General features: G+C 72.5%; 23 protein-coding genes and 1 tRNA gene. 12 read left to right on the top strand and 12 right to left on the bottom strand.

The genetic code is table 11. From position 1 onward, the window contains the following. Positions 1–505: 505 nt before the first annotated feature. On the top strand, positions 506–1,003 hold the full coding sequence (locus ASG05_RS13335; protein ID WP_056261848.1) for a flavin reductase family protein: 498 nt from the start codon (positions 506–508) through the stop codon (positions 1,001–1,003). Between the two features lie 47 nt (positions 1,004–1,050). Here the strand turns inward: ASG05_RS13335 and ASG05_RS13330 are convergent, their stop codons facing one another. Beyond that, positions 1,051–1,233 (bottom strand): hypothetical protein, encoded by a 183-nt coding sequence (locus tag ASG05_RS13330; protein ID WP_056261843.1) that lies wholly within the window; start codon positions 1,231–1,233, stop codon positions 1,051–1,053. Between the two features lie 222 nt (positions 1,234–1,455). On the opposite strand from ASG05_RS13330, the gene ASG05_RS13325 reads away from it, so the two are divergent. Further along, positions 1,456–2,358, top strand: a complete 903-nt coding sequence (locus tag ASG05_RS13325) for an NAD(P)-dependent oxidoreductase (RefSeq protein WP_056261840.1) — start codon at positions 1,456–1,458, stop codon at positions 2,356–2,358. 91 nt (positions 2,359–2,449) lie between these two features. On the opposite strand, the gene ASG05_RS13320 is transcribed toward ASG05_RS13325, so the two are convergent. From ASG05_RS13320 to galU, 6 genes are all read right to left on the bottom strand, one after another. Then, a complete protein-coding gene (locus ASG05_RS13320) occupies positions 2,450–4,048 on the bottom strand; it encodes a methyltransferase (RefSeq protein ID WP_369814059.1) in 1,599 nt (532 codons plus the stop codon). 127 nt (positions 4,049–4,175) lie between these two features. Then, positions 4,176–4,379, bottom strand: coding sequence for a hypothetical protein (locus tag ASG05_RS13315; protein ID WP_056261837.1), 204 nt, complete (start codon positions 4,377–4,379; stop codon positions 4,176–4,178). Positions 4,380–4,511: 132 nt separating this feature from the next. Beyond that, positions 4,512–4,587: transfer RNA gene (locus tag ASG05_RS13310), tRNA-Ala, on the bottom strand. Positions 4,588–4,723: 136 nt separating this feature from the next. Beyond that, positions 4,724–5,773 carry a hypothetical protein gene (locus tag ASG05_RS13305; protein ID WP_082486867.1) on the bottom strand — a complete coding sequence of 350 codons (1,050 nt, stop codon included), beginning with the start codon at positions 5,771–5,773 and terminating at the stop codon, positions 4,724–4,726. 117 nt (positions 5,774–5,890) lie between these two features. Further along, positions 5,891–6,538 carry a GNAT family N-acetyltransferase gene (locus tag ASG05_RS13300; protein ID WP_056261830.1) on the bottom strand — a complete coding sequence of 216 codons (648 nt, stop codon included), beginning with the start codon at positions 6,536–6,538 and terminating at the stop codon, positions 5,891–5,893. Between the two features lie 16 nt (positions 6,539–6,554). Then, positions 6,555–7,451, bottom strand: coding sequence for a UTP--glucose-1-phosphate uridylyltransferase GalU (gene galU, locus ASG05_RS13295; protein ID WP_056261825.1), 897 nt, complete (start codon positions 7,449–7,451; stop codon positions 6,555–6,557). Between the two features lie 66 nt (positions 7,452–7,517). Here galU and ASG05_RS13290 point away from each other — a divergent pair, with 66 nt between their 5' ends. The 3 genes from ASG05_RS13290 to mscL all read left to right on the top strand — a co-directional run bounded on the left by ASG05_RS13290 (position 7,518) and on the right by mscL (position 9,154). Further along, the gene (locus ASG05_RS13290; protein WP_056261822.1) at positions 7,518–8,096 is read left to right on the top strand and encodes a 5-formyltetrahydrofolate cyclo-ligase; all 579 of its coding nucleotides are present in this window, start codon (positions 7,518–7,520) and stop codon (positions 8,094–8,096) included. A gap of 26 nt (positions 8,097–8,122) precedes the next feature. Then, positions 8,123–8,566 carry an FmdB family zinc ribbon protein gene (locus ASG05_RS13285; RefSeq protein WP_056261817.1) on the top strand — a complete coding sequence of 148 codons (444 nt, stop codon included), beginning with the start codon at positions 8,123–8,125 and terminating at the stop codon, positions 8,564–8,566. Between the two features lie 93 nt (positions 8,567–8,659). Further along, positions 8,660–9,154, top strand: a complete 495-nt coding sequence (gene mscL / locus ASG05_RS13280; RefSeq protein WP_056261814.1) for a large conductance mechanosensitive channel protein MscL — start codon at positions 8,660–8,662, stop codon at positions 9,152–9,154. A 127-nt stretch (positions 9,155–9,281) separates the two neighbouring features. Here mscL and ASG05_RS13275 read toward each other — a convergent pair whose 3' ends face one another. After that, positions 9,282–9,497: a hypothetical protein gene (locus ASG05_RS13275; RefSeq protein ID WP_056261810.1), complete on the bottom strand. Its 216-nt coding sequence runs from the start codon at positions 9,495–9,497 to the stop codon at positions 9,282–9,284. Continuing rightward, positions 9,494–13,261, bottom strand: a complete 3,768-nt coding sequence (locus ASG05_RS13270; RefSeq protein ID WP_056261807.1) for an ATP-binding protein — start codon at positions 13,259–13,261, stop codon at positions 9,494–9,496. The genes ASG05_RS13275 and ASG05_RS13270 overlap by 4 nt, the downstream gene beginning before the upstream one ends. Positions 13,262–13,535: 274 nt before the next feature. On the opposite strand from ASG05_RS13270, the gene ASG05_RS13265 reads away from it, so the two are divergent. Next, entirely contained in the window at positions 13,536–13,934 is a 399-nt protein-coding gene (locus ASG05_RS13265; protein WP_056261803.1) for a hypothetical protein, read from the top strand. Positions 13,935–14,261: 327 nt separating this feature from the next. After that, a complete protein-coding gene (locus ASG05_RS13260) occupies positions 14,262–14,468 on the top strand; it encodes a DUF1508 domain-containing protein (protein WP_056261800.1) in 207 nt (68 codons plus the stop codon). A gap of 19 nt (positions 14,469–14,487) precedes the next feature. On the opposite strand, the gene ASG05_RS13255 is transcribed toward ASG05_RS13260, so the two are convergent. After that, the gene (locus tag ASG05_RS13255) at positions 14,488–15,330 is read right to left on the bottom strand and encodes a sulfurtransferase (RefSeq protein ID WP_056261797.1); all 843 of its coding nucleotides are present in this window, start codon (positions 15,328–15,330) and stop codon (positions 14,488–14,490) included. 160 nt (positions 15,331–15,490) lie between these two features. On the opposite strand from ASG05_RS13255, the gene ASG05_RS13250 reads away from it, so the two are divergent. Continuing rightward, entirely contained in the window at positions 15,491–16,186 is a 696-nt protein-coding gene (locus tag ASG05_RS13250; RefSeq protein ID WP_056261794.1) for a DUF4166 domain-containing protein, read from the top strand. Then, the gene (locus ASG05_RS13245; protein WP_056261791.1) at positions 16,183–17,151 is read left to right on the top strand and encodes an epimerase; all 969 of its coding nucleotides are present in this window, start codon (positions 16,183–16,185) and stop codon (positions 17,149–17,151) included. The genes ASG05_RS13250 and ASG05_RS13245 overlap by 4 nt, the downstream gene beginning before the upstream one ends. Positions 17,152–17,176: 25 nt before the next feature. On the opposite strand, the gene ASG05_RS13240 is transcribed toward ASG05_RS13245, so the two are convergent. Beyond that, entirely contained in the window at positions 17,177–17,608 is a 432-nt protein-coding gene (locus ASG05_RS13240; protein ID WP_056261788.1) for an Lrp/AsnC family transcriptional regulator, read from the bottom strand. A gap of 148 nt (positions 17,609–17,756) precedes the next feature. On the opposite strand from ASG05_RS13240, the gene ASG05_RS13235 reads away from it, so the two are divergent. From ASG05_RS13235 to ASG05_RS13225, 3 genes are all read left to right on the top strand, one after another. Continuing rightward, on the top strand, positions 17,757–18,788 hold the full coding sequence (locus ASG05_RS13235) for an ornithine cyclodeaminase (RefSeq protein ID WP_304437645.1): 1,032 nt from the start codon (positions 17,757–17,759) through the stop codon (positions 18,786–18,788). 45 nt (positions 18,789–18,833) lie between these two features. Continuing rightward, positions 18,834–19,901, top strand: coding sequence for a citrulline utilization hydrolase CtlX (gene ctlX / locus ASG05_RS13230; protein WP_200936868.1), 1,068 nt, complete (start codon positions 18,834–18,836; stop codon positions 19,899–19,901). 197 nt (positions 19,902–20,098) lie between these two features. Next, the gene (locus tag ASG05_RS13225; RefSeq protein ID WP_056261785.1) at positions 20,099–21,139 is read left to right on the top strand and encodes a TerC family protein; all 1,041 of its coding nucleotides are present in this window, start codon (positions 20,099–20,101) and stop codon (positions 21,137–21,139) included. A gap of 202 nt (positions 21,140–21,341) precedes the next feature. Here ASG05_RS13225 and ASG05_RS13220 read toward each other — a convergent pair whose 3' ends face one another. Further along, positions 21,342–23,357, bottom strand: coding sequence for a phosphoenolpyruvate carboxykinase (GTP) (locus ASG05_RS13220; RefSeq protein WP_082486794.1), 2,016 nt, complete (start codon positions 23,355–23,357; stop codon positions 21,342–21,344). Positions 23,358–23,445: the final 88 nt, after the last annotated feature.

Below are 23,445 nucleotides of genomic sequence, written 5' to 3'. Positions count from 1 at the left end.
GCACCATCGACCGGGTCGTGGGCGACGACCGAGACGCGACGTCGACGACGCACGCACGGTCCGACCGCGGGGACGCGTTCGACGCCCCCGCGGTCGACCCCCCGCCTCGTGCCCTGAACCTCCACGAGGTGAGAGGAACTCAAGTAAAACACGAGGAGGCGCGTGTCGCGAAACGACGGTGACGACGACCCCGGCGGGCGGCGGCCACGACGAGAAGAGGGCACGCCCCGGTCGACGAGCAGAACTCGGACCAGGGCGTGCCCACCGGACCCACGGCCGAGGACCTCACGAAGTCGGATCAGGAGACCACGCTGGGTTCGACGGCCGCTCGTCGGGAACGGGCGCCCCGGTAACCAGCCGGTGAGCGCACTACACCGTACCTCGGACGGCACCGGACGTGGTGGGTGACTTGCAGGTGATTGGACGGACGCGTAATCCGGACGAAACACCCACGAGCTACCGTCGCGGTGAACCAACTGGTTCACATCTGTCGACGGGAGCCCCGATGACCCTCACCACGACGCTCGCCCCGGTCGACCGCTCGGCCTTCGCCGTCTTCCCGAGCGGGGTCGCCGCCCTGGCCGCGACCGGCCCGGCCGGCCCCGACGGCATGGTCGTCTCGAGCTTCACGGTCGGGGCCTCGTTCGACCCGCCCATGGTCACGTTCTCGGCACGCGACGACTCCGCGACCTGGGCCCGCCTCCGCGAGGCCCCGACCCTGGGGGTGTCGGTGCTCGCGGCCGACCAGGGCGAGCTGTGCCTCCGGTTGTCGTCGCGGACCCGCGCGGCACGGTTCGCCGACGTCGCGTACACGACGACCCCGGACGGGGCCGTCCTGCTGACGGGCACCCCCCTCCGCCTCGAGTGCGTGGTGCACCGAGAGGTTCCAGCGGGCGACCACCTCGTCGTCATCTTGCAGGTGCTCGGCGCCGAGGTCGACGGCTCGGCGTCGCCGCTGGTCTACCACGACACGGCCTTCCACTCGCTGCAGCCGATCGCCTGAGCGACGGCCGCGACGGCCGCGACGGGTTCGCGGGGGCCGACCGAACGTCAGCGCAAAGGCTGTTGCCCACCCAGCAGGTCGTCGATCTGGTCGACCGCACCCTCGGTCGCGGCCTCGTCGGCGGCGGAGTCGCCGTGCACCTCGACGGGCTCGGGGCTGTCGCCGTGCACGGCCGCGGGGTCGGTGTGGTCGTCGGCGTCGTGCTGCGCGGGGTCGGTGTGGGTGCTCATGGGGGCCTCTCTCGGGGGCCGACGGTCGACCCGGTCAGGCCGAAGCTACCCGCCACCGCCGACACGGCTCCCAGCGGACCGGGGCCGGCACCGCGCCTCCTGGGTGACACGCTCGGCGCGGACCGACCGCGGACGGCCCCGGCCTAGTAGAAACGTCAGGAGGCGCGCAGCCCGACCCGTGCGCCTCCAGACCCGCCGGGCGCCCGGCAGAAAGGGCCGACGATGTCGTCTCCCCGCACCCCCACCACCCGAGTCGCCGTCACCGGCGGCAGCGGCAAGCTCGGTCGCGCCGTCGTGCGCCACCTCGCCGAGCACGGCTACGAGGTCGTCCTGCTCGACCGCGTCCCGAGCCCCGACCCCGTCGAGGGCGTCGTCTTCGTCAAGGTCGACCTGACCGACTACGGCCAGGTCGCCCAGGCCCTGACGAGCGTCGACGACCGGTACGACCACATCGACGCCGTCGTGCACCTCGGCGCGATCCCCGCACCCGGCCTCGTGCCCAACGCGGCGCTGTTCACGAACAACGTCACCTCGAGCTACAACGTGTTCGCCGCAGCCCGCGCCGCGAAGATCCGCAACGTCGTGTGGGCCTCGAGCGAGACGCTGCTGGGCATCCCGTTCGACATCGACCCGCCGTACCTGCCGCTCGACGAGGAGTACCCGGTGCGCCCCGAGTCGTCGTACTCGCTCGGCAAGGCCGTCGAAGAAGAGATGGCGCGGCACTTCACGCGCTGGGACCGTCAGCTCAAGCTGATCGGCCTGCGCTTCTCGAACGTGATGGACGACGGCGACTACTCGGAGTACCCCTTCGACGAGACCCCCGAGAAGCGCACCTTCAACCTCTTCTCGTACATCGACGCCCGCGACGGCGCCCAGGCCGTCCGCAAGGCGCTCGAGAGCGACCTGGTCGGCTTCGAGGCGTTCATCATCGCGGCGTCCGACACCGTCATGAACACGCCGACGGCCGTGCTCGCCGAGCAGTACTGGCCGCAGGTCGAGAAGCGCCGGGCCGTCGAGGGCGTCGAGCCGTTGCTCAGCAGCGACAAGGCCCGCGACCTGCTCGGCTTCGTGCCCGAGTACTCGTGGCGCGAGTGGGGCGAGCGCACCGGCAACCACCGCGGCTGACGCGTCGCCCGGCGGGCGCGCCCAGTCGGGCGCGCCCAGGCGGGCACGATCAGTCGGGCGCGCCCAGGCGGGCACGGTCAGGCGGCCGCGATCAGGCGCGCAGCATGCCGATCGTCACGAGTCCGCGCACCCGGGGCAGCAGCTCGGCCCGGAGACCGGCCTCGTCGACCCCGAGCAGTTGGGCGAGGGCCCCGACGATGGCGTCGACGCTGAGTTCGCCGTCACAGGCTCCGACCAACGCCGAGAGCGCGGTGCCCGATTCGACCGTCCGGGCGAAGCCCCCGCCCTGGCGCAGCGAGATCACGGTGGGGTCGTCGTTGCCGGGCCAGTAGTGACGTTCTTCGGTGACGTCGCCTGCGACCACCAGGCGTCGGCCGGCCAGCTGCTCGTCGTCGAGTCCGCGCAGCAGGTCGATCGCCTCGAGCGTGCCGAGCAGGTGGGCACCGAGGCCGACGTCGTTCTGGCCGAGCCCGCCCAGGAGGCGCTCCGTGCGCACCACGGGCGCGCTCGCGTCGTCCGCCGGTCGCCTCACGGTGACGTAACCGAAACCGACCTCGACGACGCCCCGGGCCTCGAAGTCGCCGAGCCACGCCTCGTAGAGCCGCTCGAAGTCCGGGGTGCCCGGGCGCGTGCCGCCGTCGCGGATCCAGGTCTCGGCGTACGCGGTGGGGTCTTGCACCTCGCGCTCGACCACCCAGACGTCGACGGGCACGTCGCCCCGGGCGGCCCAGCCGGCCACCGAGTACGCGCCCCGCTTGCCGGCGACCGCACCCGCGCCTCCGGACTCCCAGTTGCCGAGCAGCTGCGCGACGCCGCCCGGCGCGAGGTGTCGACCGAGCCCCTCGACGACCGAGGCGACGAGGTCGTCTCCCACCATGCCGCCGTCGCGGTACTCGTACTCGGGCACGCCCTCGACGCGGGGCGTGATGACGAACGGCGGGTTCGACACGATGTGGTCGAAGGTCTCGCCGGCGACCGGCTCGAAGAGGCTGCCGAGGCGGAGCTCGATGCCGTCGACCAGGTTGAGGGCGGCGTTGAACGCGGCGAAGTCGAGGGCGCGCCGCGAGATGTCGGTGGCGACGACGTGTCGCGCGTGCCGTGCCGCGTGCAGCGCCTGGATGCCGCACCCCGTGCCGAGGTCGAGCGCCCGGTCGACCTGCCGCGAGACCATGAGGCCGGCCAACGTCGCCGAGGCTCCCCCGACCCCGAGCACGTGGTCCTCGCGCAGGGCCCCCTCGACCACGAGCTCGCCCAGGTCGGAGGCGATCCACCAGCTCGCCTCGCCCGACGCGTCGACGAACGCGTAGGGGCGGAGGTCGACGAGCGCCCGCACCACGTCGCCGTCGTGGGCCACGAGACCGAGCGAGACCGCACCGTCGACCCCGAGGGTCGGCAGGGCCTCGGCGACGACCTCGGCGGCCTGCGCGTAGCCGAGCACGAAGAGGAGGGCAAGCGTGGCGGCCGGGCGCACCGTCTCGTCGCGGGCTGCGCTCCGGGCGAGGGCGCGTCTCGCGGCGACCCGCTCGCCGCGGAAGAGCGCGGCACCGGCGTGCGAACCCCAGGCGTCGGCGCCCTGCAGCCGTTCGACCGTGAACCCGGACGCGGCCAGGTCGCCCCGCAACCGCGCCAGCAGCTCGGGGTCGGTCGTCAGGTGGGGCGTCGGGTCGTCGGTCGGGGTCGTCGGAGGCACCCGACCATCATGGTGCAGGAGGTGCGGCGCCGGTCGCCGAGGAGGCGCGGCATGGGGCGCGGAGGAGGCACGGCCTGGGTCGCCTCCGAGCGAGGCCTCCGGGCGGGTCTCCGTCGCTACGGCGCGATCAGGCGGGCAGCACCGAGAACTCGAACTCGCCGTACATGTGGGCGGCGTCACGGAGGTGGTGCAGCGCCTCCTCCGCGTCGAGTCGCGAGTGGTACGGCCCGCGGGCCGGCGCGCCCGGCAGGCTGCGCGCGTACGAGTAGTGCAGGTACCAGACCGGGTGGTCGTGCTCTTCGTGCTGCACGATGCTGACTGCGAGGGACATGCCGGGATGCTACGACCGCCCCACCCCGGCCGCACCCGCTCACAGCGGATCCATCAGATCGCCCCGGCCAGAGGTCTCGAGGCGCACCCGGTGCGCAGAAGGCCCGGGTCGTGGTCGACCCGGGCCTTCGTCTGGTGGAGCTAAGGGGATTCGAACCCCTGACCTTCTCATTGCGAACGAGACGCGCTACCAACTGCGCCATAGCCCCAGAAACTGCTCTGCCACGATAGCACCTCGGCGACACCCGGATGAACTCGCCGACCGACGGCCCGGACCCCGCCGACCGGCGCAGAGCGATTTGCCGAGGCAGGGGTTCCCCGCCGCTCGAGGGGGTGCGGCGCGGGTCAGACGGCGCGGCGGCGCTGCAGGGCCTCGTCGAGCGAGAAGGCGGACTGCGGCAGCTCGTCGATGATGCCCATCCGGGCGAAGCGGCTCGGGGGGCGAGGCGGTGCGACCGGCTCGACCCGCGCCTCCTCGGCAGGGGCGGCCGAGGCGGCGTCAGCCGACGCGGCCGGCGCAGGAGGCGCGGCGACGGTCACCGGAGCCCGTCGCGTCGACTGCAACGCGGCCTCGGCCCGCGCGGCCTCGCGCAGGGCGTCGTGCTGTGCCGCCCGCAGCGACTCGACCGAGCGACGGGAGTCCCGCTGCAGCTCGGCGGCCGGGTCGACCGTCGTGACGGGCGAGGCGGGCCGCTGTCGCCCGCGGCGCAGGTAGAGCGGCTTCGGCACGGGCACGGGCGTCCAGAGGCGCGACTCGGCCGTGGCCTCGTCGTCGCGGACGACGACGCCCTCGCCCATCACCCCGGAGAAGTCCTTGAGCGGCTGGGCCACGGGAGCGACGACGGCCCGACGGGCACGAGCGCGCGAGACCGCGGCCAGCTGGGCCAGCATCGCGATCGACCCGCCACCGAAGACCACCCCGGCGACGACCAGCACCCACGACGACGTCAGGCCCGCGGCGACTCCCCCGACGACGGCCACCACGCTGAGCGCGAGCACGACGGTCGAGACCAGCCGCGAGCGACGCAGCCGACGCGCGGCGAGGGCGGGGTCGCGGTCGGCGGCCCGCAGCACGGGGGCGGCCGCGGCGAGCTCGCGGGTGACGGCACGCTGCCGCGCGGCCTCGTGGGCCCGCCTCAGGGCCTCGCGCCGCGCCTCCTCGTGTCGCAGGATCTTCTGGGCGTCGGCGACCGACCGCGCGTTCGCCTCGACGCGCACCTCGTCGGGCACCTCGGCCGTCTGGGCGAGGATGCGCAACGTTTGCTGCAGCCGCACGGCGTTGCGCTCGGTCGCGAGGTACTCGCGTCGGCGCTGCCAGGTGGGCACGAGGTAGACGAGCCAGAGCGCGGCGACGAGAGCGAGGACGACGCCTCCACCCCACGACTCGATGTTCATGGTGACCAAGGTATGAGGGGGCGGGGCCCCGGAGCCGCTGATCGACAGGTGTGTCCGCGTGTCGTGCGGGGGATCCGCCCCGGGGAGCTGACCGGCGACCCCGCGGGGCCGGGCCGGCTAGAGCGGCAGCGCGCGCCCGGCCTCGGCCAGCGCGTCGGCCGGCACGCTGCCCTGGCCGATCGGCACGGTGCCCGTCGTCCAGCGACGCAGCACGCCCTCTGGCACCTCTTCGGCGACCAGCGCGAAGCAGAAGTGGTCGCGCCACGAGCCGTTGATGTGGATGTACCGGCGGCGCAGGCCCTCGTAGCGGAAGCCGAGCTTCTCGACCACGCGCAGGCTCGGCGCGTTCTCGGGCCGGATGCAGATCTCCATGCGGTGCAGGCCCAGCGCCCGGAAGCAGTGGTCGGTGGCGAGGGCGACGGCCGTCGGCGTCGCGTTGTGGCCCGCCGCACCCTGGGTGACCCAGTAGCCGATGGTGGCCGAACCGAGCGACCCGTACGCGATGCCCGAGACGTTGAGCTGGCCGACGAAGCGGCCGTCGAGCTCGATGGCGAAGGGCAGCCCGAGGCCGGCACGGGCGTTGGTCTGCAGCGAGCGGATGCTGCCGCGGACGTCGTGGCTGGTGAAACCGTTCGGGTTGGTGGCCTCCCATTGCCGCAGCCACGACCGGTTCTCCATCAGGGCCTGGTCGAGGTCGCGGGTGTCACGGAGGCGGAGGGGGCGGATGGTCACCGCCCCCTCCGTCAACGTGGGGATGCTCGTCACGGAACGTGTCGCCTGCTTACTTCTCGAGCCCGGCGGTGAACTCTTGCAACCACGGGCGCAGTTCGCCACCGATGTCGTCGCGGTCGCTGGCGAGCTGCACGATGGCCTTGATGTAGTCGAGCTTGTCACCGGTGTCGTACCGACGACCACGGAACACGACGCCGTACACGCCGCCGGTCCACTCCTCGGCCCCGGCCATCTTCATGAGGGCGTCGGTCAGCTGGATCTCGCCGCCCTTGCCGGGCTCCTGCTTCTCGAGGACGTCGAAGACCTCGGGGCGGATGACGTAGCGGCCGATGATGGCCAGGTTCGAGGGCGACTCGCCCTGAGCCGGCTTCTCGACGAGGCCCGTGACCTTGACGACGTCGTCCTCGTCGGTCTTCTCGACCGTGGCGATGCCGTAGAGGTGGGTCTGCGAGGGGTCGACCTCGAGCAGGGCGATGACGGTGGCGTTCTTCTGCCCCTGCACCTCGACCATGCGCGTGAGCAGCGGGTCGCGTGCGTCGATGATGTCGTCACCGAGCAGCACGGCGAACGGCTCGCGACCGACGTGCATCTTGGCCCGGAGCACCGCGTGGCCGAGGCCGAGCGGGTCGCCCTGACGCACGTAGTGCATGTCGGCCAGGTCGGTCGACTGGTTGACCTTGGCGAGCTTGTCGTGGTCGCCCTTCTTCCGCAGCGTCTCTTCGAGCTCGCTGACGTGGTCGAAGTGGTTCTCGAGCGCGTTCTTGTTGCGCCCCGTGATCATCAACACGTCGGTGAGGCCGGCGGCGACCGCCTCCTCGACGACGTACTGGATCGCCGGCTTGTCGACGACCGGCAGCATCTCCTTCGGCATTGCTTTCGTGGCGGGAAGGAACCGTGTCCCCAGACCCGCGGCGGGAATGACTGCTTTAGAAATCGTGAAGCCCATGCGGGTCAGCGTAACCATCCCCGACGTTTCACGGAGGTTAATAGTCGGACGGTTAAGATCGACGTCATGACTGACGACGTCGGCAACGCCAAACGCGCCCTGCGAGCCGAGATCCGCCAGAAGCGTCGCACCCTCGGTGCGCACGAGAGAGAGAGCACGACCGAGGGCATCACGCAGCACCTCACCGAGCTCGCCACGAGCCTGTCGGTGCGCTCGATCGCCGCCTACCTGTCGACCGACGTCGAGCCCAACACGCGCCCGTTCTTGAACTGGGCCTTCGCGAACGGCATCCGCGTGCTGTTCCCGATCACCCGCGCCGACGGCCTGCTCGACTGGGCGGTCGGCGACGGCGAGAGCGAGCGGCGCGGCCTGTTCGACCTGCCGGAGCCCGTCGGCGAGGTGCTCAGCCCGATGGCGATCAACGACGTCGACCTGATCGTCGTGCCCGCCGCCTCGATCGACCACGGCGGCATGCGCATGGGCTGGGGCCGGGGCTACTTCGACAAGACCCTCGGCTCGATGGAGCGTCGCCCGCCCGTCTATGCTGTGGTGTTCGACCCCGAGTACGTCGAGTCGGTGCCCCGTGAGCGGCACGACCAACCCGTCGACGGCGTCGTCACCCCCTCCGGCATCCACGAGTTCTAGACTCGCCTTCCCCCAGGAGCGCCTCCGTGCCCACCTACTCGTACCGCTGCACCGAGTGCGACAACGCGTTCGACATCGTGCAGTCGTTCACCGACGACACCCTCACCGTGTGCCCGGTCTGCCAGGGCAAGCTGCGCAAGGTCTTCAGCCCCGTCGGCGTCACCTTCAACGGCTCGGGCTTCTACCGCACCGACTCGCGCTCGAAGAGCACCTCGGGCTCGGGCTCGGGCTCGGGCGACAAGGGCTCGTCGTCCACCTCGTCGGACAAGGGCTCAGGAGGCGCGAGCGGCTCGTCCTCGTCGGGCGCCTCGGGCAGCGGGTCGGGTTCGTCCTCGTCCGGCAGCGGCTCGTCGGGGTCGGGTTCGTCCGGCTCCGGCTCCTCCGGCTCCGGCTCCGGCTCTTCCGGCTCCGGTTCGTCCGGCTCGGGCTCGGGCTCGGGCTCGTCGAGCGGGTCGTCCCGCTCGTCCTGACCCGCCGAGGCGACGGGCGCGACCACGGCCGCGCGCCTCCGTGGTTGGCTGTACGTCGAGAAACTCATCTCGTCGGACCAGAAGGAGTCGCCCGTGAAGGGTTTCAAAGAGTTCATCCTGCGCGGAAACGTCATCGACCTGGCGGTCGCGGTCGTCATCGGAGCGGCCTTCACGGCCATCGTGACGTCGCTCGTGAGGAACGTGTTCAACCCGCTGATCGGCGCGGCGTTCAACGCGACCATGCTCGACAAAGCTCTCATCGTCACCATCCCCACGCTGAGCGGTGGTCAGGCCAAGCTCATGTTCGGCGCCGTCATCGGGTCGGCGATCCAGTTCTTGATCATCGCCGCGGTCGTGTACTTCGTGCTCGTGCTGCCCGTCAACAACCTGCTCAAGCGGACCTTCGCCAAGCAGAAGGCCGAAGAGACCCCGGCCGACGTGCCGCCGACCGACGTCGAGCTGCTGAGCGAGATCCGCGACCTGCTGCGCGCCCAGGCGACGCCCGCGACGGGCACCGGCTCGCACGCCGCGCCGGTGCTCGAGTCGCGCGACCCGCAGAGCGAGAACGGTCCGCTCGGCAGCCGCTGACGCCCGAGGCGCCGACCGGGCGCCCGCCGCCCGCGAACCCCGGATGCGACGACGAACCCCGACACGACGGGGTTCGTCGTCGCATCCGGGGTTCGTCGTGTCGGGCGCTCGGCCCGGCGCGGCCTGCTCAGCCCCAGTGGGGCGGGACGTCGGCGCGCAGGCGCTGGTCGTTCTCGCTCGACCCCTGGCGCGCGGGCTCGGGCGCCGGCGTCGGATCGCTGCCCGGGACGGGGTCGGTGGTGACGCGGCGGCCGGCCCGTCGACGCACCACGAGGGGCCGGGGCTCGGCCGTCTCGAGGGCGTCGGAGGCGTCGCCGTCGGACGCCGCGCCTCCTGAGCTCATCGACGGTTGACGTGCTGACTGGCCGACAGGGCGGGCACCTCGTGGGTGTTCGCGTCACCGATGCCGAGGACATCGGCGACGCGCTCGGCCACCGCGTCGGGGTCGGTGAAGAGCTGGAAGGCGTGCACCCGGATGTAGTGCCAGCCGAGTCGGCGCAGCACCTCGGGACGCGAGCGCAACGATTCGCGGAGGCTCGCGCGCGACAGCGTCGTGTCGGTCTCGATGGTGACGCAGACGCCGTCGTGGGCGGCGACCAGCCCGAGCTTGCCGCGGTGCCCGAGGGCGACGGGGATGCCCTTCGCCTCGAGTCGGCGGGCGAGGTCGACGAGCATCGGCTCGCTGTCGTCGGGGACGTGCTCGGCGGTGGTGCGGGCCTGCACCTCGGTGAGGATCTCGCTGAGCGCGACCGTGCCGTGCCCCATGCGGCTCGAGTCGATGTCGCCCGGCTGGAAGCACGTGACGATGACCATCGACCGGCGGGCGCGCGTCATGGCGACGGCGAGCAGGCGTTCTCCACCCGGTTGACCGAGCGGACCGAAGTCGCTCAGCACGCGGCCGTGCGGCGTGCGGCCGTAGCCGATCGAGAACACGACGTGGTCGCGGCTCTGGGCGACGCTCTGCTCGAGCGTGGCGACCATGAACGGCTCGCTGCGGTCGCCGACGACGAACTCGGTCAGGTCTTTGTGGCCCGACACCGCGGTGAGCACCGCCTGCTGCACGCGGACGGCGTGCTTGGCCGAGGCCGTCAGCACCATGAGCGACTCGCTGGGGCGCGTGCGGGCGTGCTCGAGGACGAGCGAGACGACGCGGTCGACCTCGGCGTCGACGCTCTCGACGGCACCCGACTCGGGGTCGGGCACGGCGGTGCCGCCCGAGACGTAGTCGAGCGCGATGCTGCCGTGCCCGAGGAAGCTGCCGGCCCACGGCAGCGACTCGATCCGACCGCCGTAGAAGCGGCGGTTCACCAGCTCGGCGAGGTCTTCTCCGCCGGCCCGGTAGCTGCGGGTCAGCGAGAGCGTCGGCAGCAGGGTCGCGAGACGAGCCAGGGCGCTCTCGGAGTGCGAGGCGGCGAGGCTCTCCTCGTCGGCGTCGGCCACGGGCTTGCCCGGCAGCACCCCGATGTCGAACTCGGAGGGCGTCTGCGTGACGGGATCGCCGAAGGCGACCGTCTGCTTGCCGCGACGGATCGCCCCGACGTTCTCGGCGAGGGTGGTCGCGCCGGCGTCGACGAGCACGACGGTGTCGAACGGCACCGTGTCGGCGATCGTGTGCACCTCGTAGGGCGACGCGACCCAGACCGGTGCGATGGCACGCGACAGGTGCGGCGCCGCGTCGTGCAGCAGGCGCGCCGTCAGGTGGCCCTGCCGCAGCAGGCCCTTGAGGGCCGAGGCCTCGTCGGGCCAGTCGACCAGACCGATCTTCCAGTTCTCGGCCAGCAACCAGGCGAGCAGCTGGGCGCTGCCGGCGGCGTGCGCCTCGTCGACGAGGCGGAAGTCGGCCTCGAGCCGGTCGAGCATCGCGGTGTTGGCGCCGAGCAACGCCCGGTCGGCCTCGAGCAGCGACTCGAGGGCCGAGCGCCACCAGGCGAGCTCGAGCTCGGCGGCGACCTGGTGCTCTGGCACGTGCCGGTTGGCCAGGTCGGTGATCAGCGGCGTCAGTTCGAGGTCGCGGAGCGTCGTCATCAGCTCGGTGCGCTCTTGGAGGTTCTGCAGCACGTCGCTCTCGGCGGCGAGGGCCTCGAGCCGCTGCTGGAGTTCGACGACGCCGATCTCGGTGAGCCCGTCGTCGCCCGAGAGCCCGAGGGGGCCGTCGAGGCGTTCGAGGTCTTGCGAGACCTGCTGGTGCAGCACGTGCGTGTCGGCGATTCCCGTGGGCACCTCGGGCGGTGTGCCAGCCGACACGTAACGCTGCCAGACGACCCGCTGCTGCTGGATGCGCTGCAGGGCACCGTGCAGGTCGGCGATGTGGACGCCGGGCCGCACGTACTCGCGGGCGAGCTTCTTCAGCCGACGACGGTTGGCGCTCGACATGTCGGGGGCCTCGCGCTTGGGCGCCGTCGCGGCGACCAGCTCGGCGACCGACCGGTCGAAGACGACCGGCAGGAACTTGTCGAGGGTGTCGCGGATCTCGGTGAGCAGGCGCAGGTAGACGCCGAGCTCGGCGATGCTCTCGAACGGACGCATGCGCGTGCTGCCGATGACGTCGGTCGCCCGCTCGAGCAGGCGGGGCAGGTCGCGGTGGTGCAGGTTCTTCGCGAGCTGGTGGGCGTCGCCCGCCCCCACGCTCTCGGTGAAGCGCGCGCCATACCAGGGCGAGTCGCCCGGCCCGTACTTGAACTCGCCGAGGTTGGCCGCGCCGACCATCGTCTCGGCCACGCGGCCCCGACCATCGACCATGGCGGCGATGCTGCGGCGGCTGAGGCGCGCCGTCGTGGCGGGAGCGGCCGGCAACAGCGCGAGGCGGGACAGCTCGGTCAGGCAGTCGAGCACCGAGACGCCGAGCTCGGGGTCGCGGCGGCTGAGCGCACCCCGGTAGTCGACGAGCACCTTGCGGAGGCGCACGAGGGCGTCGTCGACCTCGCCCATCTGCGGGTGCGTGGCCTTCTCGTTGCGCGAGATCGAACGGATCACGTCGCGACGCAGGGTGGTCGGGCTGACGGCCACGCCGGGCAGCCCGATGTCGGCGAGACGGCTGGTGATGCCGCGCAGCGAGGCCCGCCGCGCGCTGACCACGAGGACCCGCTTGTTCTGCGAGACGAGGCGTCCGACGGCGTTGACGATGGTCTGGGTGCCGCCGGTGCCGGGCAGCGTCTTGACGACGACCGAGTTGCCGGCGGCGATCTGCGCCACGACGTTCTCCTGCTCGGGGTCGGCGTCGAGCAGCAGCGTGTCGGTCTCGGGGCTGCGTTCGTCTTGCGGGGTCGCCGTCGTCGGGCGGTACGCCTGCTCGACCTGACGGACGGCCAGGGGGTTGCCGGCGAGGGCGTCGAGCACGGGGTGCCCCAGCTCGCGGGCGTCGAGGGCCATCTCGGTCGAGACCTCGGCGAAGGTCGAGACGACCAGTCGCGGCTGGACGGTGAACCACTCGAGGTGTGCGGTCAGGCCCCGGAGGCGGTCGATGACCGGGTTGGGGGTGAACGACCCTTCGCGGCTGGCGAGCGAGACGAACGACTCGGCGTCGAGCGTGATGCCGAACTGGTCGTGCAGGGCGTCGACCAGGGCCGGGTTGAGGAAGGGCTCACCGAGCAGCTTCACCTCGAAGTCGCGGCCGTGACGGCGGATCGCCAGGGGACGCAGCAGCACGGGGGCCCGGAAGTCCTCGCCGGCGAACGACCAGGCGGCGACGCCGATGGCCAGGTGGACGGCGTCGATGCCGCGCACCGTGCTGAGCTCGAGCCCCTTGGCCGCGATCTCGCCGGCGGCCGCGCGAGCCGTGCGCAGGGCCAGGTCGTCGCGGATCAGGCTCGAGAGCAACGTCGTCTTGCCCGTGATGAACTGCGCGAGCCCACCCGGGTGCGTCGTGCTCAGCTCGATGCGGGACCGCTGCGAGTCACCGAAGTGCAAGAGGGCGGACGGGCCGCCCACACGTCGCAGCGACTCGCGCCAGGTGTTCCAGACGGGTTCGGCCACGTTGCCCAGGGACTGCCCCGGGTGACCGAGGCTGACGGCGTGAGGTGCGATCACGCCCGTGGGCGCGCCGGTCGGGACGGCGACGGAGTCGTTCTCGTCGTCGTCGTTGTCATGCTGTCTGTCGGCTCGCCACACCCTGACACCTTAAGCGGTCCGCCCCGACGATTCCCGGAGGCCGGGACATTCGGCCGCGAGTCGTCGGGGCCGGTGACGTGCGGCACGGCGGGCCACTCGACAGCACCTGTCGTTCATCGCACGACGTGTTACATGAGCCGTCATCATGCGCGACACGATCGGTTATGTGAGTTGGCGTCATGACCGCGCGCCGACACGTCAACGTGCAGTACGGTCATCACGGGGGCTATTCAATGAGCCGACACGACACCGTGTCTCGACATCAGGAGCGCACATGCCTTTCGAACAGAAGTACAGCGACGAGACCCGCGAGAAGTCGCTCGCCCGGGTGCTCGAACGTCGCGAGGCCGAGCCCGGCAACCGGGCCATCATCCGCGAGACGGCCGCCGAGTTCGAGGTCGGCGAGCAGTCGTTGCGCGGCTGGATCCGAGCCCACGAGCGCTCGATCGTGCCGACGCCCGCACCCGACGACGCGGTCGAACGCGAACTCGACGCCGAAGCGGACGACGACGCGGCCGCGGCGCCGGCGTCGACCCCGCGTCGGGGCCGCCCGCCGGGGTCGGGCTCGGCCGCCACGGCCGAGCGCGTCGCCGAACTCGAGGCCGAGGTCGCGAAGCTCCGTCGCGACCGCGAGTCGCTGAAGAGCGCGATGGCCGTCCTGCTGGCCGACTGAGCCGGCGACGAGACCTGCTGGCCAATTGAGCCGGCGACGAGGGCGCCCGCCCCCGAGACTGCCATCCGGGGCCGGGCGCCCTCGTGTGCCCGGACGGACCGGCCGCCGAGACGGGTCGGTGCGACCGCCGAGCCCCGGAGGGGGGAACGGGGCTCGAGGCGATCACACCGACCAGGCCAGTCTGGCGCATGACATGTCACATGTCAAACCGTCCACGGTGTCCCCATCCGTAGAGCGGGTCCTCGGTCGAGCGGGCCACCCGTCGGGCGTCGGCCCTATGCTGTCGCCACGCAGAGCGCGTGGACCACATCGGGCAAGGGGCCACCCATGGCAGGCAAGTTCATCGTCACCCAGGACGCCTCGGGTGAGTACCGCTTCGTGTTGACGGCGAGCAACGGCGAGGTCATCGCCTCGTCCGAGGGCTACAAGCAGAAGGGGTCGGCCATGAACGGCATCGACGCCGTGCGGAGCACCGCCGTCGACGCCGTGGTCGACGACCGGTCCGCCGCGCCCGCGCCCGGTCACGCCGACTGACCGCCCGTGAGCCCATGCCTCAGCCGGGGCGGTCCCCGGTCGCGAGGGGACGGGCCGGGTCGTTCGACCAGGCGCTCCACGACCCCGCGAAGAGCACGGGCTCGAACCCCGCGATCGTCGCCGCCAGGGCGTTGTGCGCCGCCGTGATGCCCGACCCGCAGTAGACGGCCACGGGCGTCGACGGCCCAACCCCCGCATCCTCGAAGCGAGCCCGCAACGAGGCCGCGTCGACGAACCGACCCGAGTCGTCGAGGTTGCCGCCCGTCGGCAGGTTGACGGCCCCGGGGACGTGGCCGGCCCGGGGGTCGACGGGTTCGACGTCACCGCGGTAGCGCTCGGCCGCCCGACTGTCGACCAGCACGCCGGTGCGCGGCCAGGTCGCGGCCTCGTCGGCGTCGATCACGGGCCACGGGTCGTCGCCGAGCGTGACGCCGCCGGGTCGTGCGACCACGTCGCCCTGCTCGAGCGGGAGTCCCGCCTCGCGCCAGGCCGAGAGCCCCCCGTCGAGCAGGCGCACGTCGGCCAGCCCCGAGGCCCGCAGCAGCCACCAGGCGCGCGCGGCCGACTGCCCGCCGAGGTCGTCGTAGACGACGACCGCGTCGCCGTCGTCGATGCCCCACCGACGGGCCGCCGCCTGCAGGTCGGCCCGGTCGGGCAGCGGGTGCCGCCCCTCGACCGGGTCGCCGTGTCGGGCCAGCTCGGTGTCGAGGTCGACGTAGACCGCCCCGGGCAGGTGGCCCTCGCGGTGGGCCGGGCGGCCGTCCGGGCGGTCCAGCCGCCACCGGACGTCCAGCAGGCGGACGACGCCGCCACGCTGCAGGGTCGAGGCGAGCTCGGTCACGGTGACGAGGGGGTGACTCATGCCGACGAGGCTAACGGGCGCGCGCCTCCTGATGGAGGCCCCGGCTGCCCCGAGGAGGCGCGCGCGGGCCGCCGGCCGATGGTCACGACAAACAGGTGAGGACTTCTCGACGTCGAGGCAACCCCGGCCCGTCGACCGGTCGGTCCCCTAGCGTGAGGTCATGACCGTGGCGCGCTCCCCGTACGAGGCCGCGACCGGTGACGCGCTCGACCGGCTGCACCCGCGCCTCCGGCCGTACTTCTCGGCCGTCCCCGCGGGCTCGGTCGGCCGGGGCCGGGGCACGTTCACCGTCGTGGGCACGCCGAGGCGCTGGCTCTGGCCCGCACTGTGGGTGCTCGGCCGTCAGGGCGTGCTGTTCGCGGTCGACCGCCGCGACGTGCCGTTCCGCGTCGAGAACCGACCCTCGACCACCGCGAGCGGGGCGGTCGCCGTCACCGCCGTCCGCACCTTCGCGTTCGCGGACGGGTCGCGCCGCATGGTCGACGAGATCGCGGCCCGCGGCGACGGACTCGAGGACCACCTCGGCCACCGACGGCGCTGGTCGGCGCGCCTGCGGGCGACCGTCGTCGACGGGGCGCTGACGATGGTCTCGACGAGCACGGCGCTGCGGCTCGGCCCGGTGCGCCTGCGGGTCCCCCGCGTCGTGGCCCCCCGCGTCACGCTGCACGAGAGTTTCGACGAGTCGGTGGGGCGACAGCGCGTCTCGGTCGTGCTCGACTCCCCCGCCCTCGGCCGTCTGTACGAGTACACCGGCCACTTCGACTACGAGGTCGTCGCCGACGACCTCGCGCACCCCGTCGGGTCCGCCGACGAGCAGCACCCCACCCAGCCACACCGACGAGGACCCCGCCCATGACCGACCACATCGTCCTCGCCGGAGCCAGCGGCTTCATCGGCCAGCACCTCGCCGCGGCCTTCCGCGCCGAGGGTGCCCGCGTCAGCCTGATCGGCCGCCACGGCCCCGACGCCTCGTGGGGCGACACCGCCGCGATCACGGCCCTGCTCGAGGGCTCGGACCTGCTCGTCAACCTCGCCGGCAAGAGCGTGAACTGCCGCTACGGCCCCGAGAACCGGGCCGAGATCATGCGGTCGCGCGTCGAGACGACGCGAGAACTGAGGGAGGCGGTGCTCGCCTGCACCGCGCCTCCCCGGGTCTGGATGAACTCGTCGACCGCGACGATCTACCGCCACGCCGAGGACCGCCCGATGACCGAGTCCACCGGCGAGATCGGTTCGGGGTTCTCGGTCGACGTCGCCACCTCGTGGGAGGCCGAGTTCTTCGCCGGCGAGCTGCCCGCGACCCGCCGCGTCGCCCTCCGCATGGCGATCGTGCTGGGCGACGGCAGCGCGCTCGTGCCACTGATGAACCTCGTGCGGGCGGGGCTCGGCGGCCCGCAGCTCGACGGCCCGTGGCCGGCCACCCGGGCGCGGCTCGCGGCAGGCACGTACCACCGCGAGGGCCGCGGGGGCGGGCGCCAGAAGTTCAGCTGGATCCACGTCGACGACGTGCTCGGGGCGATCCGGTTCGCCCGGGCGGACGAGACGCTCGAGGGCGTGCTGAACCTGTCGTCCCCGAACCCGAGCGACAACCGCGGCATGATGCGCACCCTGCGTCGCGTGCTCGGCGTGCCGTTCGGCCTGCCCGCCTGGCGCTGGATGCTCGAGCTCGGCACGGCCGTGCTGCGCACCGAGACCGAGCTCGTGCTCAAGAGCCGGTGGGTGCTGCCCGAGCGACTGGTCGAGGGCGGCTACGACTTCGTCCACCCGCATCTCGACGAGGCCCTCAAGAGCATCGTCGCCGGGAGGCGCGGCGCGGTCTGAGCTCAGGTGCCGGACGGTCGCCGGGTCAGCGCAGCACCGAGCTGAGCAGCAGGCTGGTCTCGCTGTTGACCACGCCCTCGACGCTGCGGATGCGCGCGAGCACGCGGTCGAACTCGCCGAGCGACGACGTGCGCAGCTCGGCGACGAGGTCCCAGCCGCCGTTGGTGGTGTGCAGCGACGCCACCTCGGGGAACCCCCGCAGCTGCCGGATGACGTGGTCGGTCGAGCGCCCCTCGATCTCGATGAAGCCGACGGCCCGGATCAGGTCGGGGTCGTCGGCCTCGCGCACGCGCACCGTGTAGCCGAGCACGGTACCCGACGCCTCGAGCCGGTCGAGCCGCGAGGTGACCGTCGCCCGGGTCACGCCGAGCCGCCGCGCCAGGCTCGCCGCCGACTCGCGGGCGTCGACCCGCAGGGCGGCGAGGAGGCGGCGGTCCAGTTCGTCGAGATCGGCCATGACACGGAACGTACAGCACGGGTGCGCAGATCGTCTGTCACGGCGTGCGGAATGACGCTCGATGGTGATTGTGGCTGCACATCGCCCAGTCCTAGCGTGGTGCCACCCGGACGTGAGACCGATCCGGGCCGAGCAGGAGGAGGTCGCCGTGGTGCGCTTCGTGGACGTGCAGAACATGATCCGGTGGGTCACCGACCGTGGCGTCGGCCCGATCACCAGCGGCATGGTGACCGCCCTCGAACGCGACTTCGCCCGCTGGCCCGCCTTTGACAAGTCGCCCCGCGTCGCCTCGCACAGCCCCATCGGCGTCATCGAGCTGATGCCCGCCAGCGACAGCGAGACCTACGGCTTCAAGTACGTCAACGGCCACCCGTCGAACCCCGGGCGCGGCTACCAGACCGTCACGGCGTTCGGCGTGCTCGCCGACGTCGACACGGGCTACCCGACGTTCCTCGCCGAGATGACGATCCTCACCGCGCTGCGCACGGCCGCCACGAGCGCGATGGCCGCCAAGCGCCTCGCCCGGGCCGACTCGCGCGTGCTCGCCCTGATCGGGGCGGGGTCGCAGGCCGAGTTCCAGGCGCTGGCGATGCGTGCCTCGCTGGGGCTCGAGACGGTCCGCGTGTTCGACGTCGACCCGCGCGCCACCGAGAAGTTCGTCCGCAACCTCGAACCGCTCGGCTTCGACATCACGGTGTGCACGAGCCCGGGTGAGGCGGCCCGCGGCGCCGACGTCATCACGACCTGCACCGCCGACAAGCAGAACGCGATCGTGCTGCCCGACGAGGCCGTCGGTCCCGGTGTGCACGTCAACGCGATCGGCGGCGACTGCCCCGGCAAGACCGAGCTCGACCCCGCCACCCTGCGCCGCGCCGACGTCTTCGTCGAGTACCCCGAGCAGACCCGCGTCGAGGGCGAGATCCAGCACCAGCCCGCCGACTTCGCCGTCACCGAGCTGTGGGAGGTCGTCGCCGGCCGCCGCCCCGGGCGCACGAGCGACGACCAGATCACGATCTTCGACTCGGTCGGCTTCGCCATCGAGGACGTCTGCGCCCTCAAGTACCTGCGCGACGACGTCGTCGGCACCGACTACGCGGTCGAGATCGACCTCGTCGCCGACCCCGACGACCCGAAGGACCTCTTCGGACTCGTCGCCGCCCGTCGGCCCGTCGGCGTCTGACCCGCCGGACGCCCAGCCCGAGCCCCGAGCCGCACCGAGACCGTCGTGACGATCCTCGCCCGCCCGCCCCGCGCCTCCTCGTCGTCCGCACCGGCCTCGCCGTCGGCCGCGACGGGGGCGCCGGGGCCGGTGTCGCCCCCCGAGCTCCGCGCCTCCTCGCGCACCCGAAGCGCCGACGAGGAGGCGCGGCTGACCACGCAGTCCCCCGCCGCGGTCGTGATGGTGCGACCGCACCACTTCACGCCGAACCCGCAGACCGCGGCCGACAACGCGTTCCAGACCGACCCCGCCGACGTCGACGCGACCCGGGGCGAGCTCGCCGCTCGGGCGGCCGCCGAGGTCACGCGGGCGGCCGTGGCCCTGCGCGCGGCGGGCGTCACGGTGCACCTCGTCGACGACGTGCGGGCCGACCGCCCCGACGGGGTGTTCCCGAACAACTGGTTCTCGACCCACGGCGACGGCCGCGTGGTGCTCTACCCGATGCACTCGCCGAACCGGCGGGGCGAACGGCGCGCGGACGTCGTCGACCTGCTGTGCGACGGGTACTCCGTGACCGACGTGCTCGACCACTCCCCGCTCGAACGCGCCGGTCGCGTGGTCGAGGGCACCGGGGCACTCGTCGTCGACCACGTCGACCGCGTCGCCTACGTCGCCCTGTCGCAGCGGGCCGACCCGGCCGCCGTCGCGGTGGTCTGCGCCGACCTCGGCCTCGACGTGCTGGCCTTCACCGCGACCGACGCCGAGGGCGTGCCGATCTACCACACCAACGTCATGATGAGCGTGGCGTCGCGCTTCGCCCTGGTCGGGCTCGAGTCGATCGAGTCGACGAGCGAACGGAGGCGCGTGGTCGAGCGCCTGACGGCCTCCGGACGCGAGGTGGTCGCCCTGGGCCGCGACCAGCTCGGCGAGTTCGCCGGCAACGCCCTCGAACTGCGGGGGGCCGACGGGCCCGTGCTGGCGATCTCCGCCCGCGGCTGGGCCGCCCTGACCGCAGCGCAGCGGCGGGCCGTCTCGCGGCACGCCCGGCCCCTGCCGCTCGAGGTGTCGACGATCGAGCTCGCCGGTGGATCGGTGCGCTGCATGCTGGCCGGGGTGCACCTGACGCGACGGTGAGGCGGTCGCCGAGCCGCGCCTCCTGGGCGGTCGGGTTCTTGCGCTCCCTGCAGCTTCTCAGGAGGGTCACGGTCGGTTGAGGGCTCGCCCCCAGCACGCACCCACGTACCGTTCTCTCAGGAGCATGTTGCCCGGCGTCGGCCGATCGCGTCGACGTCCCACCCGCCTCATCAGCCCGACCCACCCGGAGCACCCCCGTGGACGTCTCACTGACCACCTGGCTCATCACGATCGCCGTCACCATCGCGTTCTTCGTGTTCGAGTTCTTCACCCACGTGCGCAAGCCGCACGAGCCCACGATCGGCGAGTCCGCCCGCTGGTCGGCGTTCTACATCGGGCTCGCGCTGCTGTTCGGCGTCGGCATCGGGTTCGTCAGCGGCTGGGGCTACGGCGGCGAGTACTTCGCCGGCTACCTGACCGAGAAGGCCCTGTCGATCGACAACCTCTTCGTGTTCTTGCTGATCATGACCGGGTTCGCCGTGCCGCGCATGTACCAGCAGAAGGTGCTGATGATCGGCATCGTCATCGCCCTGATCATGCGCGCCGGGTTCATCGCCGCCGGCGCCGCACTGATCGAGAACTTCTCGTGGGTGTTCTACCTGTTCGGCGCCCTGCTGTTCGTGCTGGCCTACCAGCAGATCAAGGGCGACCACGGCGGCAACGCAGCCGACAACGCCTTCGTCAAGATCGCCCGCCGCATCCTGCCCGTCGACGACGAGTTCCACGAGGACAAGTTCACCGTCAAGAAGGGCGGCAAGCGCTTTGTCACGCCGCTGCTGCTCTGCGTCATCGCCATCGGCTTCGTCGACCTGGTCTTCGCGCTCGACTCGATCCCCGCGATCTACGGCCTGACCAACGAGGCGTACATCGTCTTCACGGCCAACGCCTTCGCCCTGATGGGCCTCCGCCAGCTGTATTTCTTGATCGGCGGCCTGCTCGAGCGTCTCGTCTACCTGTCGCAGGGCCTCGCGATCATCCTCGCCTTCATCGGCGTCAAGCTGGTCTTCCACGCCCTGCACGTCAACGAGGTGCCGTTCATCAACGGCGGCGAGCCGCTGCTGTGGGTGCCCGAGATCCCGATCTGGTTCTCACTGCTCTTCATCGGCGCGACCATCACCGTCGCCACGATCGCCAGCCTCGCCAAGACCCGCGGCGACGCCCAGAAGGCCAAGCGCGACGAGATCGAGGGCGAGAAGGTCACGGTCGCCAAGGACGCGGACGACCCGACGCGCCGCTAGGCGTCGGCGTCGGGCTGAGCCGACGACGCACCGCACCGCACCGCACCGCACCGCACCGCGTTTCGTGCATCGCACCCCGACTAGTCCGGGTGCGGTGCACGAAACGCGGTGCGGTGTCGTGTGAAGGGGCCCCGCGTCCCCACGACGCGGAGCCCCGGGCCCGTCACCCGCTGATCACGGGCGGCGGGAGTCGTCGGTGCGGTCAGCCGGCCGGCGTGCCGGCCGCACCCGCGGTCGGCACGGCCGCGCCAGCGGCGGTCTCGAGCCGGGCGCGCAGGGCGGCCAGCTCGTCGCGCAGCGCGGTCGGCAGCGTCGACCCGAACCGGTCGAAGAACTCGTCGGTGAGGTCGCACTCGGCGAGCCAGGCGTCCGTGGGCACCGCGAACGACTCGGCCAGCGCCTCCTCGGTGAGGTCGAGGCCGTCGAGGTCGAGGGCTCCCGGTGCGGGGGCGAGGCCGAGCGGCGTCTCGACGGCGTCGGCGGTGCCCGCGAGGCGACCGGCGATCCAGGCGATCACGCGCGAGTTCTCGCCGAAGCCCGGCCAGAGGAACGCCCCGTCGGCCCCCTTGCGGAACCAGTTGACCTGGAACACCTGCGGCGCCCGGTCGCCGAGCGCCGCCCCGAGCCGCAGCCAGTGCGCGAAGTAGTCGCCCATGTCGTAGCCGCAGAACGGCAGCATCGCGAACGGGTCGCGACGCAGCTCGCCGACGACGCCCTCGGCCGCGGCGGTCTGCTCGGACGCCACGGTCGCGCCGACGAACACGCCGTGCCGCCACGACCGGGCCTCGGTCACGAGCGGCACGTTCGTGGCACGGCGTCCGCCGAACACGATCGCGTCGAGGGGCACGCCGTCGAACGCGTCCCAGTCGGGGCTGAGCGACGGGCACTGCTCGGCGGGTGCCGTGAAGCGCGAGTTCGGGTGGGCCGCCGGGGTCGAGGAGGCGCGGGTCCAGTCGTCGCCCCGCCAGTCGGTCAGGTGCTCGGGCGCCTCGTCGGTCAGCCCCTCCCACCAGACGTCGCCGTCGTCGGTCAGCGCCACGTTCGTGAAGATCGTGTTCGCGTGCAGGGTGCGGACGGCGACGGGGTTCGACGTCTCGCCGGTGCCGGGGGCGACCCCGAAGAAGCCCGTCTCGGGGTTCATCGCCCAGAGCCGGCCGTCGGGGCCGGGCTTCATCCAGGTGATGTCGTCGCCGAGGGTCTCGACCCGCCAGCCGGGCAGGGTCGGCTGCATCATCGCGAGGTTGGTCTTGCCGCAGGCCGACGGGAACGCCGCGGCGACGTGGAACGCCCGCCCCTCGGGGCTCGTGACCCGGATCAGCAGCATGTGCTCGGCGAGCCAGCCCTCGTCGCGCCCCATGGTCGACGCGATGCGCAGCGCGAAGCACTTCTTGGCCAGCAGGGCGTTGCCGCCGTAGCCCGAGCCGAACGACCAGATCTCGCGCGTGTCGGGGAACTGGGTGATGTACTTCGTGTCGTTGCAGGGCCAGGCGACGTCGTCTCGGGTGGTGCCGTCGTCGTCGCGCAACGGGTGGCCGACGCTGTGCACGCCGCGGACGAACGGCACCTCGCCCTCGGCGCCTCCGAACGCGGCCAACGGCTCGGAGCCCACGCGCGCCATGATGCGCAGGTTGAGCACGGCGTAGGCCGAGTCGGTCAGCTGCACGCCGAGCTGCGAGAGCGGCCCGCCCACCGGGCCCATGCTGAACGGCACGACGAACATCGTGCGGCCCCGCATCGAGCCGGCGAACCAGGGGCGCAGCTCGCGCTTCATGGCTCCGGCCTCGCGCCATTTGTTCGTCGGGCCGGCGCCGGCGGGGTCGGTGGTGCAGATGAAGGTGCGGTCCTCGACGCGGGCGACGTCGCCGGGGTCGGTCCGGGCCAGGTAGCTGCCCGGGCGCCGCTCGGGGTCGAGCGCGATCAGGGCACCGCTCGCGACGAGGTCGGCGGTCAGTCGCGCGGCCTCGGCGTCCGAGCCGTCGATCCACTGCACGCCGTCGGGCTCGAGCAGCTCGACCTGTTCGGCGACCCAGGCGGCGAGGGCACGCGGAGCCCACGACGGGGCGGGCGCGTGACGCCGCCGGGCGACGCGCGCCCAGTCGGTCGCCGGAGCCGAGGAGGCGCGGGTCGCGTCGCCCGCGGAGGCGCGGGTCGCGTCGGACGAGGAGGCGCGGGTCGCGTCGCCGAGGACGCCGGGGTCGTGGGGTCGGGTGGTGATCATCGCGTGGCCTCCAGGGTCAGGTCGAGCTGGTCGTCGGTGGGTGCGGGGCGCGGAGCCACCTCCGAGGCGGAGGCACCTCGTTCTCCGT

The sequence above is a fragment of the Frigoribacterium sp. Leaf186 genome, from assembly GCF_001423905.1.
Classification (GTDB): domain Bacteria; phylum Actinomycetota; class Actinomycetes; order Actinomycetales; family Microbacteriaceae; genus Frigoribacterium.
Note: the sequence above shows the minus strand (reverse complement) of the source record. Positions and strands in the feature narration are given on the sequence as shown.

Bases quoted from the DNA above. Each gene is read 5' to 3' on its own strand.
- ASG05_RS13260 (WP_056261800.1), top strand. From the start codon at position 14,262: ATGGCAGGCAAGTTCATCGTCACCCAGGACGCCTCGGGTGAGTACCGC.
- ASG05_RS13265 (WP_056261803.1), top strand. From the start codon at position 13,536: ATGCCTTTCGAACAGAAGTACAGCGACGAGACCCGCGAGAAGTCGCTC.
- ASG05_RS13335 (WP_056261848.1), top strand. From the start codon at position 506: ATGACCCTCACCACGACGCTCGCCCCGGTCGACCGCTCGGCCTTCGCC.
- ASG05_RS13290 (WP_056261822.1), top strand. From the start codon at position 7,518: ATGACTGACGACGTCGGCAACGCCAAACGCGCCCTGCGAGCCGAGATC.
- ASG05_RS13325 (WP_056261840.1), top strand. From the start codon at position 1,456: ATGTCGTCTCCCCGCACCCCCACCACCCGAGTCGCCGTCACCGGCGGC.
- ASG05_RS13245 (WP_056261791.1), top strand. From the start codon at position 16,183: ATGACCGACCACATCGTCCTCGCCGGAGCCAGCGGCTTCATCGGCCAG.
- ASG05_RS13315 (WP_056261837.1), bottom strand. From the start codon at position 4,379: ATGTCCCTCGCAGTCAGCATCGTGCAGCACGAAGAGCACGACCACCCG.
- ASG05_RS13240 (WP_056261788.1), bottom strand. From the start codon at position 17,608: ATGGCCGATCTCGACGAACTGGACCGCCGCCTCCTCGCCGCCCTGCGG.
- ASG05_RS13250 (WP_056261794.1), top strand. From the start codon at position 15,491: ATGACCGTGGCGCGCTCCCCGTACGAGGCCGCGACCGGTGACGCGCTC.
- ASG05_RS13305 (WP_082486867.1), bottom strand. From the start codon at position 5,773: ATGAACATCGAGTCGTGGGGTGGAGGCGTCGTCCTCGCTCTCGTCGCC.
- ASG05_RS13255 (WP_056261797.1), bottom strand. From the start codon at position 15,330: ATGAGTCACCCCCTCGTCACCGTGACCGAGCTCGCCTCGACCCTGCAG.
- ASG05_RS13220 (WP_082486794.1), bottom strand. From the start codon at position 23,357: ATGATCACCACCCGACCCCACGACCCCGGCGTCCTCGGCGACGCGACC.
- galU (WP_056261825.1), bottom strand. From the start codon at position 7,451: ATGGGCTTCACGATTTCTAAAGCAGTCATTCCCGCCGCGGGTCTGGGG.
- ASG05_RS13275 (WP_056261810.1), bottom strand. From the start codon at position 9,497: ATGAGCTCAGGAGGCGCGGCGTCCGACGGCGACGCCTCCGACGCCCTC.
- ASG05_RS13330 (WP_056261843.1), bottom strand. From the start codon at position 1,233: ATGAGCACCCACACCGACCCCGCGCAGCACGACGCCGACGACCACACC.